Source organism: Kitasatospora sp. SC0581 (genome assembly GCF_048159585.1).
Classification (GTDB): domain Bacteria; phylum Actinomycetota; class Actinomycetes; order Streptomycetales; family Streptomycetaceae; genus Kitasatospora.
In genome coordinates, this window is sequence record NZ_JBLRWA010000021.1 from 121,958 (window position 1) to 138,757 (window position 16,800).

The 16,800-nt window shown below is 73.5% G+C and carries 12 protein-coding genes; 6 read left to right on the forward strand and 6 right to left on the reverse strand.

The genetic code is table 11. From position 1 onward, the window contains the following. Positions 1–3: 3 nt before the first annotated feature. Together ACLWS4_RS26795 and ACLWS4_RS26800 are read right to left on the reverse strand one after the other, a co-directional pair. Entirely contained in the window at positions 4–345 is a 342-nt protein-coding gene (locus ACLWS4_RS26795; protein ID WP_416875423.1) for a thioredoxin family protein, read from the reverse strand. Positions 346–537: 192 nt separating this feature from the next. Then, positions 538–1,140 carry a DUF1349 domain-containing protein gene (locus ACLWS4_RS26800; protein ID WP_416875424.1) on the reverse strand — a complete coding sequence of 201 codons (603 nt, stop codon included), beginning with the start codon at positions 1,138–1,140 and terminating at the stop codon, positions 538–540. Between the two features lie 581 nt (positions 1,141–1,721). Between ACLWS4_RS26800 and ACLWS4_RS26805 the strand changes: the two genes are divergently transcribed. Further along, positions 1,722–4,523 (forward strand): helix-turn-helix transcriptional regulator, encoded by a 2,802-nt coding sequence (locus tag ACLWS4_RS26805; RefSeq protein WP_416875425.1) that lies wholly within the window; start codon positions 1,722–1,724, stop codon positions 4,521–4,523. A gap of 9 nt (positions 4,524–4,532) precedes the next feature. On the opposite strand, the gene ACLWS4_RS26810 is transcribed toward ACLWS4_RS26805, so the two are convergent. Continuing rightward, positions 4,533–5,348, reverse strand: coding sequence for an alpha/beta hydrolase (locus ACLWS4_RS26810; RefSeq protein ID WP_416875426.1), 816 nt, complete (start codon positions 5,346–5,348; stop codon positions 4,533–4,535). Positions 5,349–5,580: 232 nt separating this feature from the next. On the opposite strand from ACLWS4_RS26810, the gene ACLWS4_RS26815 reads away from it, so the two are divergent. Continuing rightward, on the forward strand, positions 5,581–6,648 hold the full coding sequence (locus ACLWS4_RS26815; protein WP_416875427.1) for an alpha/beta fold hydrolase: 1,068 nt from the start codon (positions 5,581–5,583) through the stop codon (positions 6,646–6,648). 65 nt (positions 6,649–6,713) lie between these two features. Here ACLWS4_RS26815 and ACLWS4_RS26820 read toward each other — a convergent pair whose 3' ends face one another. Further along, a complete protein-coding gene (locus tag ACLWS4_RS26820; RefSeq protein ID WP_416875428.1) occupies positions 6,714–9,437 on the reverse strand; it encodes an AAA family ATPase in 2,724 nt (907 codons plus the stop codon). Positions 9,438–9,831: 394 nt separating this feature from the next. Next, positions 9,832–10,191, reverse strand: coding sequence for a hypothetical protein (locus ACLWS4_RS26825; protein ID WP_049650083.1), 360 nt, complete (start codon positions 10,189–10,191; stop codon positions 9,832–9,834). Positions 10,192–10,735: 544 nt separating this feature from the next. On the opposite strand from ACLWS4_RS26825, the gene ACLWS4_RS26830 reads away from it, so the two are divergent. The 4 genes from ACLWS4_RS26830 (at position 10,736) to ACLWS4_RS26845 (ending at position 15,319) form a co-directional block, all read left to right on the forward strand. Continuing rightward, the gene (locus ACLWS4_RS26830) at positions 10,736–11,911 is read left to right on the forward strand and encodes a hypothetical protein (RefSeq protein ID WP_416875429.1); all 1,176 of its coding nucleotides are present in this window, start codon (positions 10,736–10,738) and stop codon (positions 11,909–11,911) included. A gap of 11 nt (positions 11,912–11,922) precedes the next feature. Continuing rightward, on the forward strand, positions 11,923–13,170 hold the full coding sequence (locus ACLWS4_RS26835) for an ATP-grasp domain-containing protein (protein WP_416875430.1): 1,248 nt from the start codon (positions 11,923–11,925) through the stop codon (positions 13,168–13,170). After that, positions 13,167–14,018, forward strand: a complete 852-nt coding sequence (locus ACLWS4_RS26840; RefSeq protein ID WP_416875431.1) for an NAD(P)H-dependent flavin oxidoreductase — start codon at positions 13,167–13,169, stop codon at positions 14,016–14,018. The genes ACLWS4_RS26835 and ACLWS4_RS26840 overlap by 4 nt, the downstream gene beginning before the upstream one ends. Positions 14,019–14,104: 86 nt before the next feature. Continuing rightward, on the forward strand, positions 14,105–15,319 hold the full coding sequence (locus ACLWS4_RS26845) for an IS701 family transposase (RefSeq protein ID WP_416875432.1): 1,215 nt from the start codon (positions 14,105–14,107) through the stop codon (positions 15,317–15,319). Between the two features lie 136 nt (positions 15,320–15,455). Here the strand turns inward: ACLWS4_RS26845 and ACLWS4_RS26850 are convergent. Continuing rightward, a partial coding sequence (locus tag ACLWS4_RS26850) for a WD40 repeat domain-containing protein (RefSeq protein WP_416875433.1) occupies positions 15,456–16,800 on the reverse strand: 1,345 nt, incomplete at its 5' end.

Genomic DNA, 16,800 nt, shown 5'->3' on the forward strand with positions numbered 1-16,800 from the left:
CGCTCAGCGGAGGAAGGGGGCGAGTTGGCGCTCCAGGACCGGCTTCGGCGCGGCACCCGTCCACGCCGTCGAGACGGCGCCGTCGGCGTAGACCACGAAGGCGGGGATCGACGTGACCCCGTGCCGCTCCGCCAGTCCGGGCTCCTCATCGACGTTGATCTTGACGACGTCCAGGACACCCGCGTGCTCGGCGGCCAACGCCTCGACGATGGGAGTGACCCTGATGCACGGCCCGCACCACGCGGCCCAGAACTGGACCAGGACGGGGTGCTCCGCCTTCAACACGCGGGCGGGGAAGGTCTGTTCGGTGACACTCTCCACGAAGCGGGTGGACTTTGCGGCCATGGCGGGGCTCTCCTCTTCCGGTGCGTTCGCGCACGAGCGCCGCTCCCGGCGGGACCGGACCGGGACCGGGGCGGCGCTCGAACCTCAGCTCCGAGGGTGCGCCCGCAATCGCGGAGGCGGCAAACAGACTTGCCGTTTTCGCAAATATGCTTCCTGCTTCAGGGAAGGTGCGGGGGCCGGGGCACGCTCGGTCTACGCCGCGGCCGGGTCGTGGAGCGACGCGTCGGCGGGCCCCTGACGGAAGCCGGTGAACCGTACCTGCAGGCCCTCGCGCTGCGGGGAGCAGCAGAAGGGGCCGGCTGATGCCACCGCCTCCGGTGCCAGCGGGGCGAGCCGGACCATGCGCCACGGGTCGTCGTCGCGACGGGCCCGGATCGTCAGGGCATCGCCGTCGCGGCTGGCCCGGACGGTGATGTGGCGCCCGTTCCAGTCCGGCACGGGGGCCAGGGACCAGTCGGACTGGCCGCGGGTGACGACGGCGCCCAGGTGCGGGACGCCGTCCGTCATCTCCACGCCGGCCTTGATCCACGTCCGCTCGTCCACCCGGACCATGAGTCCGGCCTGGTCGTAGAGGGCGTCGAAGTCGGCGACGAAGGTCACTTCGACGGCGCTGGCGTCCGGCAAGGGGGTCAGCAGCGCGTGCCCGTCGTCCCGGACGAAGCCGTAACCGGTGGTGCGCCAGAAGTCGCTGCGGTCCCGGGTGGTGACCAGCAGCCCGGAGCCGTCGTGGACGGCGTCCAGCGGAGGGTTGAGCCAGGTCGCGTCGTCCCAGCCGATGGTGTGCTGATCGCTCATGTCTCTGCTTCCGTTGTGCGGGTGGGGCGCTCGGTCGGTGTTCGTCGGCCCCGGACTCCTCCGCGCCAGTCGACGCGAGGGGAACCCGTCGCGCGGCGGGCGTCTACGGGTGGTGGAGGGCGTCGGCGTGGCGTCCCGTCGGCAGGCCCCCGGGGGCCAGGAGGATGCCGGCCCCACCGCGCCCGTGCCGGACACCGGCCGCCCCCGGCCAGGGTACTGGCCAGGGTTCGACACTGGCTCGACGGGCCCGTGGTCCCGGGATCGTGGTCGGTGGACGCCGCACGGCTTCCATGGCCGCGAAGGAGCTGACGGGGGTGGGGCCTGTTGGCAGGGGCTTCCGGCGTCGGCACGACCGCCCTGGGGCCCGCACGCCGACCAGCGCCGGACGCCTTGCCGGCCTGCCGGAACCACGGGTGGACGGGCTCCGCGGCGACGACGCCCGGACGTGGCTCGACTCGATGCCGCCCGGTCCGGTGCACCCCCGCGTGCGGGACGCGATCGTCGTCGAAGCACGCGTCAACCCGCCGGCGCTGCGGGAGCTGCCGCGCGGTGGGAACGAAATCAGGAAGGGGCAAGGGGACATGACCGGGTTCCAGCGATGGGGCGTCACCACGGCGATGGTGGGCCGCGAGGACGAGCAGGCGGAGCTCGCGGCGTTCGTGACGGCCGCGACGGGCCAGGCGCTGGTCCTGCGGGGGGAGACGGGGGTCGGCAAGAGTTCGTTGTTGAGCCACGCCGCCGCGCTGGCGGAGCGGGAGAGCCAGGTCGTCATCCGGGCCGCCGGTGTCGAGGCGGAGTCCGAGCTGCCCTATGCCGGGCTGCACCAGGTCCTCCATCCGCTGCTCACCGACGTCGCGCGGCTGGACGACGGGACCCGGGCGGTGTTCGACGCCGTGTTCAGCGGAGTACGGGGCGATCCGCCGTCGGTCATGGCACTCGGCATCGCCGTGCTCAGCCTGCTGTCGCTCTCCGCCGCGCAGCGGCCGCTGCTGCTGGTCCTCGACGACGCGCAGTGGCTGGACGACTCCAGCGCCGACGTCTGCGGCTTCGTGGGCCGACGCCTGGCCGGCGGCCCGGCGAAGATGCTGGTCGCGGTCTGCAGCGACATCACGTCCCGCTTCGACACCGCCGCACTGCCCGAACTGCCGGTCACCGCCCTCACCGACGAGGACGCGGCCCGCCTGCTGGACCACCGGTACCCGGAGCTGAGCCGACAGGTCCGTCGGATCGTCCTGGAGCGGGCCCGGGGCAACCCGCTGGCCCTGCTGGAGCTGCCCGCGCACTTCGCCGGCCGGTCGAGCGATCTCCCGGTCGAAGACCTGATCGGCCAGCACGGCGTGCCGTTGCCCCGACGGCTGCAACGACTGTTCGGCACCCGCATCGCCGCCCTCGACGAGCGGGTGCGGACCGAGCTGCTGATGGGCGCGCTCGACGGCGCCGGGGCCCCGAGCGGCACCGACACCGTCCCCGGCACCCGTTACGGCATGCGTGACGCCGACACGGCGGTGGCCGCGGGGCTGCTGGACATCGAGGTGGTCACCGGTGATCTCGTCTTCCGGCACCCGCTCGTACGGTCCGCCGTCGTGCGGATGGCCACTCCCAACCAGCGCCGCGCCGCCCACCTGGCGCTGGCACAGGTTCACCGGGAGAACCTCGAACGCCGGGCGACGCACCTGGCGGCGGCAACGGTCGATCCGGACGAGGACGTCGCCGACATCCTGGAGGCGGCGGCCGAGTCGGCGACCCGGCGCGGCGGCGCGCTGGCGGCCGTGGCCTGGCTGACCCGGGCCGCCGAGCTCAGCGAGACCCACACCGGCCGGTCCCGGCGCCTGGCCGACGCGGCCTTCGTCGCCGCTCACGCCGCCCGCCTCGGCCAGGCGCACCGGCTGGTCCAGGCGGACCTCACGCCCGGCTCGACGGGGTCGCCGGCCTCGGTGCTGGCGGCCGCCTACCGGGCGCTCCACCAGGACGGGGACGTCCGCTCCACGCACCGCCAGGTCTCGGCCGCGATCGAGAAGCTCCGGGACGGCGGGTCGGCCGTCGCGTCGACTGCCGGCGAAGCCGAACCTGACGAGGTCCTCACCCGGCTGGTGGTCCTGCTCCTGACGATCAGCCAGTACAGCGGGGACCGCGCGGCCTGGGAGAGCACGCACGAACTCCTCGCCTCCCTGGGCAGCCTCCTCACCCGGCGCTCGCGTCTCTACAGCGGCACCTGGAGCGACGTGACCAGGCACGGAGCCGGCTTCGCCGGGCCGGTGCGACAGGCCGCCGCGACCCTGCCGGATCTGGAACCCTGGGACGTCACGCAGTTCGGCGCGGCCGCGTACCACCTCGACCTCCTGAGCCACTACCGCCCCCACCTGCAACGTGTCGTCGACCGCGAGCTGGAGACCGGGGCCGTGGCAACCGGCATGGTCATGCTGCACCAGATCATGCTCGACCAGTTGACGGTCGGAGAATGGGCCGAGGCCGAGGACACCGGACAACGCGGCCTGGACCTGGCGACCGAGCACGGCCACCAGCTGTTCGCCGCCCAGAGCCGCGCGTACCTGGCCCAGCTCGCGGCGCTGCGCGGACAGGTCGGGCGGGCCCGGGACCTGCAGGCCGAGGTGGACGCCTGGGCCCGCCCGCGCGGACTGGGATTCCTGACCCAGGTCGCCGACGCCGCCGGCGCGACCGCCGCGCTGAGCTCCGGCGACTACGAGACCGCGTACCTCTACGCCATCGGCATCACCCAGCCGGGTAAGTTCCGGCCCTACGCCTACCAGGCCTCGCGCACCCTGCTCGATCTCGTCGAGGCCGCCCGGCACACCGGACGCGCCGACCAGGCCCGGGCGCACGCCCTCGCCGCCCGCGACGCCGGTCTGCCGGAGGTGTCGCCCCGCCTGGGGCTGATCACCTACGGCGCGCTGGCGATGACCGCCGAGGACGAGCGGGAGGCCGCCGAGATGTTCACGCGGGCCGAATCCCAGCCGGAGGCCACCCGCTTCCCGTTCGAGCTGGCCCGGATCCGGCTGGCGCACGGCATCCGGGTGCGCCACGTCCAGGGCCCGGCCCCGGCGCGGCAGTACCTGGTCCCGGCGGCCGAGGTGTTCGAGCGGCTGGGCGCGGCCGGCTGGACCGAACGGGCCCGGGCCGAACTGCGCGCCACCGGGGCCCCGCCCCGCGTCCCGACGCTGACCGTGGCCCCGCTGACCTGGCAGGAACGCCGCATCGCCGACCTGGCCGCCGGCGGCCTGACGAACAAGGAGATCGGCGCGCGGATGCACCTGTCGCCGCGTACCGTCAGCTCGCACCTGTACCGCGTCTTCCCCAAGCTGGGCATCACGGCCCGGGCGGCACTGCGCGACGCGTTGAGCCGGACCGACGCGGCGCAGGTCTGATGCCCGCGCTCACCCCTGCGGGGCCACGGCCTCGACGCCGTTGGCGGCCAGCCAGCCGAGGACGTGGTCGGCGACCGAACGCCAGCCGCTGTCGAACACCAGGGAGTGCCCCCGATCGGCGAACTGCTTCAGGTCCGTCACGGCGGAGGAGTCGCCGTAGAGCTTGTAGACCGAGCGGGTCACGGCGTCCGGGACCATCCGGTCCTCCTGGCCGGAGACCAGCAGCAGCGGTCCGCGCGCCGTATTGGCCGTGTCCACGACGGTGCCGGCCGGCCCGGTGGCGGTGCCGTCGAGTCCGAGGTCCGCGAGCAGCCGGAGCGGGGCCGGGACGGCGTACCGGTCGAAGAGCTGCTCGGCCTCCCCCTCTCCGACCGTGTTGACGACGAGGTGTCGGAACCGGGCGCGCGGCAGCTGCCCGAAGCCCGGGTGCCGGGTCGGGCCGGCCGACATCAGCGGCCACGGCCGGGACCGGCCGTCGGCCGGCGGCACACCGCCGGCCGGCAGCGGCGCGAGGGCGACGGCGGCGCGGCCGAGGTCGGCCCCGAGGAGGTGCTGGGCGATGAGGCCGCCGGCCGAGTGCCCGATGAGGACCGGCGGGTCGTCGAAGCCGCGCACGACCTGCTCGTAGTGGGCCACGAGCGCGGCGAGCCCGAGGTCGCGCGGCGGGCCGGGATCGCGGCGGGCCCGGTCGACGGTGTGGGCTTCGCCGGGCCAGCCCGGGACGCACACCGCGTAACCGTACGCGGTGAACCGCTCGGCCCAGCCCTCCCAGGAGGACATGTGGAACCACGCACCGTGGATGAGGACGACGGGGGTTTGTTTCACGGCCAGACCTTCCGAATTGCACGCACGACGATCCGCCGGCATCACGGCGCTCCATCGAGGATCACCGAGCGGCAGGCCGGCGGACACAGTCGAATGACTGAATCCGGCGCCCCGGCAGACCCTTCGCGGGTCCGCGGGCGCCTTCCTGCGTCTCGACGTCATGTGACCGATGCGGCCGGCCGGCGGCCGGAGAACAGTGGAGGCACCAGCGGGTCTCCAGGAAGGATCAGACATGATCGACAGGCGTGCCTTCACCAAAGCGGTCGGTCTCGGCATGGGCGCCACGGCCGTGTCGGTCGGCGCGGTCTCGAACGCGCCTGCCGCCCTCGCGGCCGGTTCCGACCGGCCCGGCCGCCCGGCCCCGGTCGTCCCGGCCGTCACCGCGGGCACCCACACCACGTTCACCGACCTGAAGCGGGTCCAGGCCGGCGTGCTCGACATCGGCTACGCCGAGGCCGGGCCGAAGCACGGGCCCGTGGTCATCTGCCTGCACGGCTGGCCCTACGACATCCACAGCTATGTCGACGTGGCGCCGCTGCTGGCGGACGCCGGCTACCGGGTGATCGTGCCGTACCTGCGGGGCCACGGCACCACCACCTTCCTGTCCCCGACGACCGTCCGTACCGGGCAGCAGTCCGCGATCGCCCTCGACGTCATCGCCCTGATGGACGCCCTGAAGATCCCCGAGGCGGTGCTGGCCGGCTTCGACTGGGGCTCGCGGGCCGCCGGCACCGTCGCGGCGCTGTGGCCGGAGCGGGTCAAGGCCCTGGTGGCGGTGAGCGGTTACCTGATCGTCAACCTCCCCTCGCAGAAGAACCCGCTGCTGCCGAAGGCCGAGCGCACCTGGTGGTACCAGTACTACTTCGCCACCGACCGCGGCCGCGTCGCCATGGAGACCAGGCAGAACCGGCACGACCTGTGCCGGCTGGTGTGGGAGGAGACCTCCCCCACCTGGAGGTTCGACGACGCCACCTTCGAACGCACCGCGGCGGCGTTCGAGAACCCCGACTACGCCGCCATCGTGATCCACAACTACCGCTGGCGTCTGGGCCTGGCCGACGGCGAGCGCCGCTACGAGCACTACGAGCGGCTGCTCGCGGCCCGACCGCCCGTCACGGTGCCGGCCATCGCCGTGGACCCCGCCCTCGACCCGTTCCTGCCCACCACCGACGGCAGTGGGTACCGGAAGTTCTTCACCGGCCCCTACGAGCACCGCGTCCTCACCGGCATCGGCCACAACGCGCCGCAGGAGGCGCCGACGGCGTTCGCCCAGGCCGTGGTGGACGCCGACCATCTGTGACCCCTGCTGATCCCGCACGGCCGTCACCGGACGGCCGTCACCGCATCGCCGTCACCGCACGGCCGTCACCGTACGGACAGGGCGCCGTCGATCTCTCGACGGGAGGAGATCCCCAGCTTGGCGAAGACCTTGCGCAGGTGCCACTCGACCGTACGGGGGCTCAGGAACAGGTGCTCGCCGATCTCCGCGTTCGGGTGCCCGTCGGCCGCGAGGCGGGCGATCCGCGCCTCCTGCGGGGTCAGGACCGGCGCGCCGACGGTCCTCTTGCGAACCGTCTCACCGGTGGCGAGCAGCTCACGCCGGGCCCGCTCGGCGAACCCCTCCATACCCGTGCGCCCGGCCGCCTCGTACGCCGCCCGCAGCTCGGTACGGGCCTGCGCGCGCCGGTTCCGGCGGCGCAGCCACTCCCCGTACAGCAGTCGGGCCCGGGTCTCGAACACGCCGAGCCCGCCGCGGCCGAAGTGGTCGACGGCCTCGCGGTAGCGGTCCTCGGCCTGCTCGGGTGCTCCGGTCAGGGCTTCGGCGACCGCGTGCGCGCCCAGGGCCCAGGGCGTGCCGGCCCGGCTCCAGTCGGCGAGCCGCTCGCGCGCCCCGGCCGCCACGGCCGGCTCGCCGGCCCTGGTCGCGGCCTCGACCAGCTCGCCGCACGTCCAGACGTGCACCACGAGGTCCTGGTACTCCCCGCCCCGGAGCGCCGCTTCCATGGCGAGCGGATAGTTGCCCAGGCCGTTGTGGAGCACAGCCCTCGCGCACGCGGCTACGCCGACGAGTCGGCCCAGGCCGCGCTGCTCGCCCTCGTGTTCCATCGCCTCGATCGCTTCCAGGGCCGGTCGTTCCCGTCCCTGGTACGCGCTGATCAAGGCCGCCGTGGCCGTGCGCGCCACCGAGCCGGTGACCTTGTCCAGGGCCGCGGCCTCGGCCAGCAGGTCGCCCGCTGGGGAGAAACGCCCCGCGAAGCCCAGCGCGGACGCCTGGTAGGGCAGCGCCGTCGAGAGGAGCGACAGGGTTCCCGTCCGGCGTGCGAAGCGGACCGCCCGGCCGCCGATGTCCAGCCAGCCCTGGAGATCGCCCAGCTCCGCGGCGGCGTTCGCGGCCGCCCACAGGACGGACGGGTCCTCCTCGTCGGTGAGGGAGCGCAGCGCCCGTGCCAGCTGCGGGAAGACGGCAGCCGGCCCGTCCACGCTCCGGGCGACCAGGGCCCTGAGGAAGACTCCCGCCGGCTCCTCGCCGGGCGGCAGGTCTCGAGCGGCCTCGGCGACCCGGCGCAGTGCGCCTTCGTCGTACCGGCCGACCCAGATGGCCGCGTCGTACGCCGCGAGGCAGGTCTCCCGCGCGAGGGCCGGGTCGAGGTCCCTGAGCCGACCCGCCGCGTCGAGCAGCGGCTGCACCGCGCCCCTCCCCGAGTCGGTCATGGACGACGCCTTGGCCCGCAGCCGGCCGGCATGGGCCTGCTGCAGCCGGTCCAGCGGCCCCAGCTCCGCGGCGGCGAGCAGGTCGGGCACCCGGGCCGGCACGCCCGCGGCGACATGGGCCGCCGCGGCCGCCAGAGCGCGCCGCGCCCGCGCCTCCGGGCAAGGGGTGAGCGCGGCGGCACGTTCCAGGAAGGAGGCGGCGGCCGCCCGGCCGCCGCGTGCCAGGGCCCGGTCGGCGGAGCTCTCCAGTGCGGCCGCCACCTGTTCGTCCGGCCCGACCGCGGCGTGGGCCCGGTGCCAGGCCCGCCGGTCGGGGTCGCGCTCGGCGTCGGTGGCCTCGGCCAGGGCCGCGTGCGCCGCGTGCAGCGCCGCGGCATCCGCGCCGCGCCACACCGCCGAACGCACCAGCGGGTGCCGGAACCGCACGGCGGCTCCCAGGGTGATCAGGTCCGCGGCCTCGGCCGGCGCCACGGCCTCCGGCCCGATGCCCAGCAGACGCAGGGCGTGCCACAACAGCGGCCCGTCGCCGACCGGTTCGACCGCCGCGACCAGCAGCAGGGCTCGGGTGTCGGCCGGCAGGGCGTCGACGCGCCGGCGGAAGCCGTCCTCGAGCCGGGTCGCCAGCGGGCCGGCGCCGGGCCCGCCGAAGCCGAACGCCAACTCCGCCGGCGACAGGCCCCGGGGCAGCTCCAGCAGGGCGAGCGGATTCCCGCCGGTCTCGGCCACGATCCGGTCCCGTACCCGGGCGTCGACCGGCCCCGGCAGCACGCCGTCCAGCAGCGCCCGGGCGTCCGCATCGGCCAGCCCGCCCAGCGGAAGGTCCGGCAGACCGGAAAGGCCCTCGTCCTCCGCCTTCCCGTCGGTGATCCGCTCGGCGAACACCAGCGCCACCGATTCCGCGTCCAGCCGGCGCCCGACGAACGCCAGGATTCGCCGGGACATCAGGTCCAGCCACTGCGCGTCGTCGACCAGGCACACCAGCGCGGACCGGGCCGCCGCCTCGGCGAGGAGACCGAGGACCGCGAGCCCCACCAGCAGCATCTCGGGCGGGTTTCCCGTACTCAGACCGAACGCGACCCGCAGCGCGTCCTGCTGCACCTCCGGCAGCCGGCCGAGGTGCGACAACAGCGGGGCGCACAGCCGTTGCAGGGCCGCATAGGCGAACTCGGCCTCGGCCTCGACACCGGCCGCGCGTACCACCTGCCACTGCCCCGCCTGCCCGGCCAGGTGGTCGAGCAGCGCCGACTTGCCGACACCCGCCTCACCTCGCAGCACCAGCACCCGGCTGCGCCCGTCGCCCACCTCGCGCAGCAGACGGTCCAGCACCTCCACCTCCCGGGTACGCCCGATGAGCTGGTGGTTCGCGGACTGCGGCATGGCACCTCCGGGGAGAGTTCCTCCCGGAGGAGCTGCACCCATCCTACGAAGGGCGGGGCCGGCCGAGTCGCACGGGTTCCGTCACGACCGGCGCGCGGCGGTCAGCCGGTGGCACGCGCGGTGGTGCGGGGCCCGGCACCACCGCGCCGTGTCACCTCAGCGTCCTGAAGGCGGCGCGGAGTTCTTCGGCCAGGAGCCGCGGCTGGTCCCGGACGGCGAAGTGGCCGCTCCTGTCGACCTCGTTCCAGTGGACTCCTTCTGTCGGAACGGGATGTGAGGTGTTCCGCCCGCCGTCGGGCGTCACCGGCCTACCCCGGCGCCCCTCGTGACAGGGGCTTCGAGGCCTCCGTGCGAAGAGGTCGCCGAGGGCCGTACCGCCCTGGTCCGGGTGGCGTCAGGCCGGGACCACCCGGTAGCTCAGCACCGGCCACGGCAGGTTGAACTGGGCCAGCGAGCCGGTGGCCCACGGGGTGGCGCCGGAGCAGCCCGCGCCGGAGTACAGCACCACGGACGCGGAGCCGGAGGCGACCTGGACCGATCGGGCGGGTGCCGCCAGCGTGTGGCACGTGCCGAAGTCGTCGAGGTCGACCGCGGTCACCGCGCCGCTCCCGCCGGTGCCCGAGTAGAGGCGGGCGCCCGGCTGCAACGGAGGCCAGCCGGCGGCGTGTGCCGTTCCGGCGCCGAGGCCGGTCAGGGCGGCGACGACCATCGCCGTGGCGGCCGAGCCGCGGAGCACGGCCCTGGGTGTGAACATGTGAATCACCTTTCCGTGTGTGTGATGGTGCCGCCGGAAGGACCGGGCCCGGCTCTGCGCCCGGAACACCCGGCCACTGCCGGCGACCGCTCCGGCGCTGTCGGACAGCGGGCTGCTGATGACGGGAGGCACAGACGGGGCGCCGCCTTCGGGGCGGGCGTGTGCTCTCCATCATCGGCTCGGTACTTCTGTTCCACATCGGTCATTTGACGGTGCGTCCGCTCTGCCCCGGACTCCTCGTCCAGCCCGAACCAGGACCGCTCACCCCGGTCACGGCTCACCGCCCGACGTGGCCGACGCCGTCAACCGGTCGGCCCCCGCCGTCAGATGACCGATGTGCCGACGCGTAGCGGTGAAGCACGCTTGGACCCGCGGGCCCGCTCGACCCGTCGTGCCCCCTCCACCGGAACGCACCGTTCGACGGCCGCGCTCGTCGTCCGCGGCCTCGACGCCGCCGGCACGGGATCCAGCAGGCGACCGGCCCCCGGGCAACACCAACCCCAGCGCCGTCACGGCCCGTCGCGGCGGCCCGCAAGGAGAAGACGTGAACAGCAGCCAGCTCTTCGACGGTGTCGCACACCCCCGGCAGCACACCTCTCCCGCCCCCGGGCGCTCGGGCTCACCGCTGCGCGACTACGTCCTGTGCAGCCTTCCCGCCGCCCTCGGCGACCTTTCGGCGGGCCGCCTGACGTACCATCAACTTGCCGACTCCCAGGAGCAGATGCTCCGGAACGTCACTCCGCAGTGCCTCTCCGACGGCGACGAGCGGACCGCGCGTCTCCTCCAGCTCGACCTGCTCTTCCTGCTCAGCGGCTACGCGCCCGCGGGGCCGCAGGCCGCACCCCGCGCCCTGGCCGAGCTGATATCCGCCCAGTGCGGCAGGTTCCCCGCCCTGGATCCCCATCTGAGCTATGAGCTCCTGATCGACGTCAACTGCGAGGAACACCGGCGCAGCGGGGACATCCGGGTGTTCTCCGCGGGCCGGGACGCCCCTCACGAACGGGACTTCTACCTCGGCCACCACCTCTCCGAACCATGGGCCAAATCGGCCGCCTACGGCCTGCGCTCGCTGGTCCTGCCGACGGCCGCCGCCCGACCGGCCGCGGTCCTGGACGACGTCGTCGAGCACCTCGCGGAGTTCACCCGGTACATGGCCAGGTACCGCAAGCTGTCCCAGCAGGCGTTCAACCGGTTCCGCCCTTACCACATGGGGCATCCCGGCGGCCCGCGCGGCGCGAGCGGTGCGTTCATGCCCAGTGTCCACCTCCTCGAACTGGCCCTGCTGCCGCCGTCGAAGGAGTACGGCGTCTTCCTGGACCAGTCGATGTCCTACTTCCCCTCGTGGTCGCGGCCCGCCATCGCGCGGTGGCGCGGCGATTCCATCCGCGGGGCGAACGTGTCCCAGCGGCTGCGGGAGGGACGGCTGGTGCTCGACCGCGCGGGGCGCGCCCGGCTGGTCAGGGTGATCGACAAGTTCGTGGACTTCCGGATGGCGCACCTGGGCGTCACCCGGCACGCGCTCCCCGAGGCGTTCCGGGAGCGGACCGGGCTGACCCGTCGCGGTATCCGCGAGCAGGGCGGCGAACACGACATCCTGGACGGCCGGGACCCCGGCACGTCGGGGTTCAGCGTCCGGCACGTGCTCACCAATGCGGTGTACCGGCTCCTCGCGCTTCGCGCCGATCTCATCCACCCCGGCTCCGCTCCGGCCAACCAGTAGGCAGGCAACCGATGTCAGCATTCCGTGTCGCGGTCGTCGACGCGTTCGGCACGTCCTCCGGGTTCACCGGCGCCTTCGGCGCACTGGGCGGCGAGGTGATCCAGGTCCGGAGCACTCCCGCCCCTCCGGTCGGACTCGATCCGGTGGACGACCGGGCCTTCGGTCATGTGCTCGTCCACGACGGCGAGTTGGACGTCCTGACCGCACAACTCGCCGCGCTGGGGCCGGTCGCGGTCCTGGCCGGTCGCGAGACCGGGGTGGAGCTCGCCGACGCCCTCTCCGAACGGCTGGGGCTGGCCTCCAACGGCACCGCCCTGAGCAGCGCGCGGCGCGACAAGTACGTGCAGATCGAAACGATCAAGGCTCAGGGCGTCCCCGGCATGCGGCAGCTGCGAACCGGTGACGAGGCCGAACTGCTGGCCTGGCACGAGGAACTGGGCGGGACCGTGGTCATCAAACCCCTGCGCGGCTACTGGGGCGACGGCGTGTCGTTCTGCGACGCTCTGCAGGACTCGGTCGCCGCGCTGCGCGCGCTCCGCGACCGCCGCGTGGTGCTGGGCGAGCCGATCACCGAGGTCGTCGCCCAGGAGTACCTGGTGGGCGCCGAGTACATCGTGAACACGGTCAGTTGCGCGGGTGTGCACCAGCTGACCGACGCCTGGCGCACCGAGCGGATCCAGGCCAACGGGGTGCGGGACCTGGTGACCGCGCAGGTGCTGCTGCGCTGCGACGAACAGCCGGTCGGCGAGCTCTTCGGCTACGGCCGCCGGGTGCTGGACGCCCTCGGCATCCGGTACGGCGCGGCACACCTGGAGATCAAGCTGACCCCGGACGGCCCGCGACTGGTCGAGGTGGGTGCCCGTGTCTCGGGGCTGCCCTACTACACGGCCGAGGTCCTGGGCGAGGGCCAGCTGGAGTGGACCGTCGACGCCTACGTCCGGCCCGAGCGGTTCCGGGCCCGGGCGGGCCGGCCCTACCAGCGGCAGCACGCGTTCGCCTGGGCGGCACTGGTCGCTCCGGCCACGGGCCGGCTGCGGGGCTACCGCGCGCTCGACCAGCTCGAGCAACTGGCGAGCTTCCACTCCCTCACCGAGCTGGTGAAGCCCGGTGACGCCATCACCTCAACCACCTACGACCGCGAGTATCCGGTCACTCTGACGCTCAGCCACCCGGTGGACGCCGTTCTGCAGCGCGACCTCAACACGGTGCGCTACCTGGACGGCCCCGGAATGTACGAGATCACCCCGGCGGCCGATTGACAGGTTCGCCGGCCGGCAGCCGGACACCCCCGCCGACCACCGCGACGAAGTACCGCAACCGGTGCGACTCCACACCCCAGGTCGGCTCCGCCGACGCGGCTGAACGTGCCGTCGACGACGGCATTGAGGTCGTGGTCGCCCAGGGCTGGGAGGCTGGCGGGCACACCTATGGCGGTCTGCCCACCATCGTCGGTGTGCCCGCCGTCGTGGACGCCGTGGGAGATCGCGCCCTGGTCCTCGCCGCGGGCGGAATCACCGACGGGCGTCAGGTCGCCGCGGCCCTGTGCCTGGGCGCCGACGGTGTGTGGGTGGGTACCCGCCTGGTCGCCTCGCGCGAAGCTCAGGTCCATCCCGAGCACCACCGCCGCCTGGTCGCGGCGCTGGGCGAGGACACCGTACGCACCGGGATCTTCGGCCCTGAGTGGCCGGAGTTCAATCCGACGCGGGTGCAGCGCGACCGTGTGGTGTCCGAATGGAACGACCGGCTGGCCGAGGTGCCGACCGTCCGTGGCGGACTCGAACAGGTCGGTACCACAGTCTTCCAGGGACAAGAGACCGTGCTGCGCACGTTCAACGTGCTACCGCCCGTGCCCGCCACCGAGGCCGACTGGGAGGAGCTGCCCTGGCTGATGGGGCAGGGCGTCAGCCTCATGCACGACATCCGGCCCGCCGGACACGACCGTGTCCGACGACATGGCCACCTTCACGGCGCCCGACGGCCCAAGATGCTTTCCGGGGCCGGAGATGGGTCAGCACGGCCCGAGCGTGGACGAGAGTGTCAAACCTCGCAGAGAGCAGTCGCCCTTCGCTCGCTCAACGACTCACCTGATCGGCAGGACACTGCCTAGTAGTGCTTTGTTACGTGCTGCGCGGGGTCTGGGCATGTCGGCTGTTCGGCGGTTCGCTGTCGGTGTGACTCCGGACGAACTGGGCAGTGTTACGTGATGAGTTGGAGACGTTCGCAGCGGACGTGTTCGGTCCGCTGCGACGTTCCGATCAGCAGGACAAGGGCCTGAGCTACCTGTGTGGCCTGTTGCTGGACGGGCGGCGCAAGTCGATGCAGCCGATGGCCGAGCGCCTGGGCGTCGACCACCAGCGCTTGCAGCAGTTCATCTCCTCCTCGACCTGGCCGGTCGAGGAGGTCCGCGCCCGGATCGCCCGGCGGGCCGTGCAGGCGCTGACACCGGCCGCCTGGGTGATCGACGACACCGGGTTCCCGAAGGACGGCGCGGCCTCGCCCGGGGTGGCCCGCCAGTACTCCGGAACACTCGGCAAGATCGGCAACTGCCAGATCGGGGTGAGTGTCCACGCGGTCACTGACACGGCGTCCTGTTCGCTCGACCGGCGCCTGTTCCTGCCCGCTGCCTGGGACCCGGAACATGCTGCGGATGAGGCCGCCGCCGCCCGAACCGGGCGGCGGCGGGCCCACTGCCGCATCCCGGCGGATGAGGGCCACCGGCCGAAGTGGCGCCTGGCGGTGGAGATGCTCGACGAGCTCGCCGCCCGGCACCTCACCCCGCCGGTCGTGGTCGCCGATGCCGGCTACGGTGACAACGCCCACTTCCGCAACGCCCTCGACGAACGGGTCCTGCACTGGATCGTGCGGGTCAAGGGCCTGGCAACCGCCCACCCGCCGGACGCGGTCCCCCGCCAGCCGCCCTACGGCGGACTCGGCCCCCGCCCCAAACCCCGCTACCGCACCCGACCTGTCCCGCCGGCCGGGCACGTGCGGGCCGCCGGCCGAGCGGCGGCCCGCACGATCACCTGGCGACACGGCTCCCACGACCACCTGACCAGCGACTTCATCGTTCTACGGGTCCGGCTGGCCGGACGCCGGCCCCGGATCGAGGAGGACGGCACCGTTCCCGCGTGCCGGCTGCTGGCCCAGTGGCCCGCCCACCTGCCGGAGCCGTCCCACTACCGGGTTTCCAACCTGCCCACCGACACACCCGTCGAGGACCTGGTGGGCCTGGCCAAGATCCGCTGGCGGATCGAGCACGACTACCGCGAGCTGAAGACCGCCCTGGGCCTCGACCACTTCGAGGGACGTTCCTGGACCGGCTGGCACCGCCACGTCACCCTCGTCACCGCCGCCCACCTTTTCGTCACCCTCACCCGGAGCCGCCCAAAAGTGCCTGCTCGGGCATGACCCTCTACCAGGTGGTCAGAGCCCTCCAACACCTCCTGGCCACCTGGAACGGCACATGCCCGACCTGCCAACGACCACTGCCCAGACCAAGACCAGCCCCGACCTAACAAAGCACTGCTAGGCACTGTCCTGGCGATCATGCTGTGCTGGTCGGCACGGAGGAGATGTCGATCGCGAGGTAGCCCGAGTCGGTTCCTGCGATGAGCAGCCCACGGTGTTCCGTCAGTGCGTGAACCGGGTCTGTCAGGAGCAGCGTGTGTGCGGTCCTGGTACGCAGGTTCCAGATCCGCACAGTCTGGTCGGGGCCGGCTGAAGCGACGCGGGGGGTCCGGTCCGGCGCGGCGAACGCCACCACTGCCCTTACCGCGCCGTCATGGCCGGTGAGGGGTGGGCCGTCCTGGGTGCCGGTGGTGGGGTTCCAGATCCGCACCGACTCATCCCCGCCGGTGGCGAGGCGAGGGGTCCCGTCCGGCGCGGCGAACGCCACCACCGTCCAGACCCAGTCGGCGTATCCGGTGAGGAACTCGCCGTCCTGGGTTCCGGTGGCGGGGTTCCAGATCCGCACCGTCTTGTCGTACCCGACGGTGGCGAGGCGGGGGGTGCCGTCCGGCGCAGCGAACGCCACCACTGCCCTCACCGCGCCGTGGCCAGTGAGGAACTTGCTGTCCTGGGTTCCGGTGGCGGGGTTCCAGATCCGCACCGTCCCGTCGTTGCCGCCGGTGGCGAGGCGGGGGGCCCCGTCCGGCGCAGCGAACACCGCCACCGCCCCCACCGCACCGTCATGGCCAGTGAGGGGCGGGCCGTCCCGGGTTCCGGTGGCGGGGTTCCAGATCCGCACCGCCCGGTCGTCGCCGCCGGTGGCGAGGCGGGGGGCCCCGTCCGGCGCAGCGAACACCGCCACCGCCCCCACCGCACCGTAGCCGTATCCGGTGAGGAACTCGCTGTCCTGGGTGCCGGTGGCGGGGTTCCAGATCCGCACCGTCCGGTCACGGCCAGCTGAAGCGAGGCGGGGGGTGCCGTCCGGCGCGGTGAACACCGCCGCTGCCCTCACCGCGCCGTGGCCAGTGAGGGGCGGGCCGTCCTGGGTGCCGGTGGCGGGGTTCCAGATCCGCACCGCCCGGTCGTTGCCGCCGGTGGCGAGGCGGGGGGTCCCGTCCGGCGCAGCGAACGCCACCACTGTGCTCACCGCGCCGTGGCCAGTGAGGGGTAGGCCGTCCTGGGTGCCGGTGGCGGGGTTCCAGATCCGCACCGTCCCGTCGTTGCCGCCAGTGGCGAGGCGGGGGGTCCCGTCCGGCGCAGCGAACACCGCCACCGCCCCCACCGCACCGTCATGGCCGGTGAGGAACTCGCCGTCCTGGGTGCCGGTGGCGGGGTTCCAGATCCGCACCGTCTTGTCGTACCCGACGGTGGCGAGGCGGGGGGTCCCGTCCGGCGCGGCGAACACCGCCACCGCCCCCACCCCGCCGTACCCGTATCCGGTG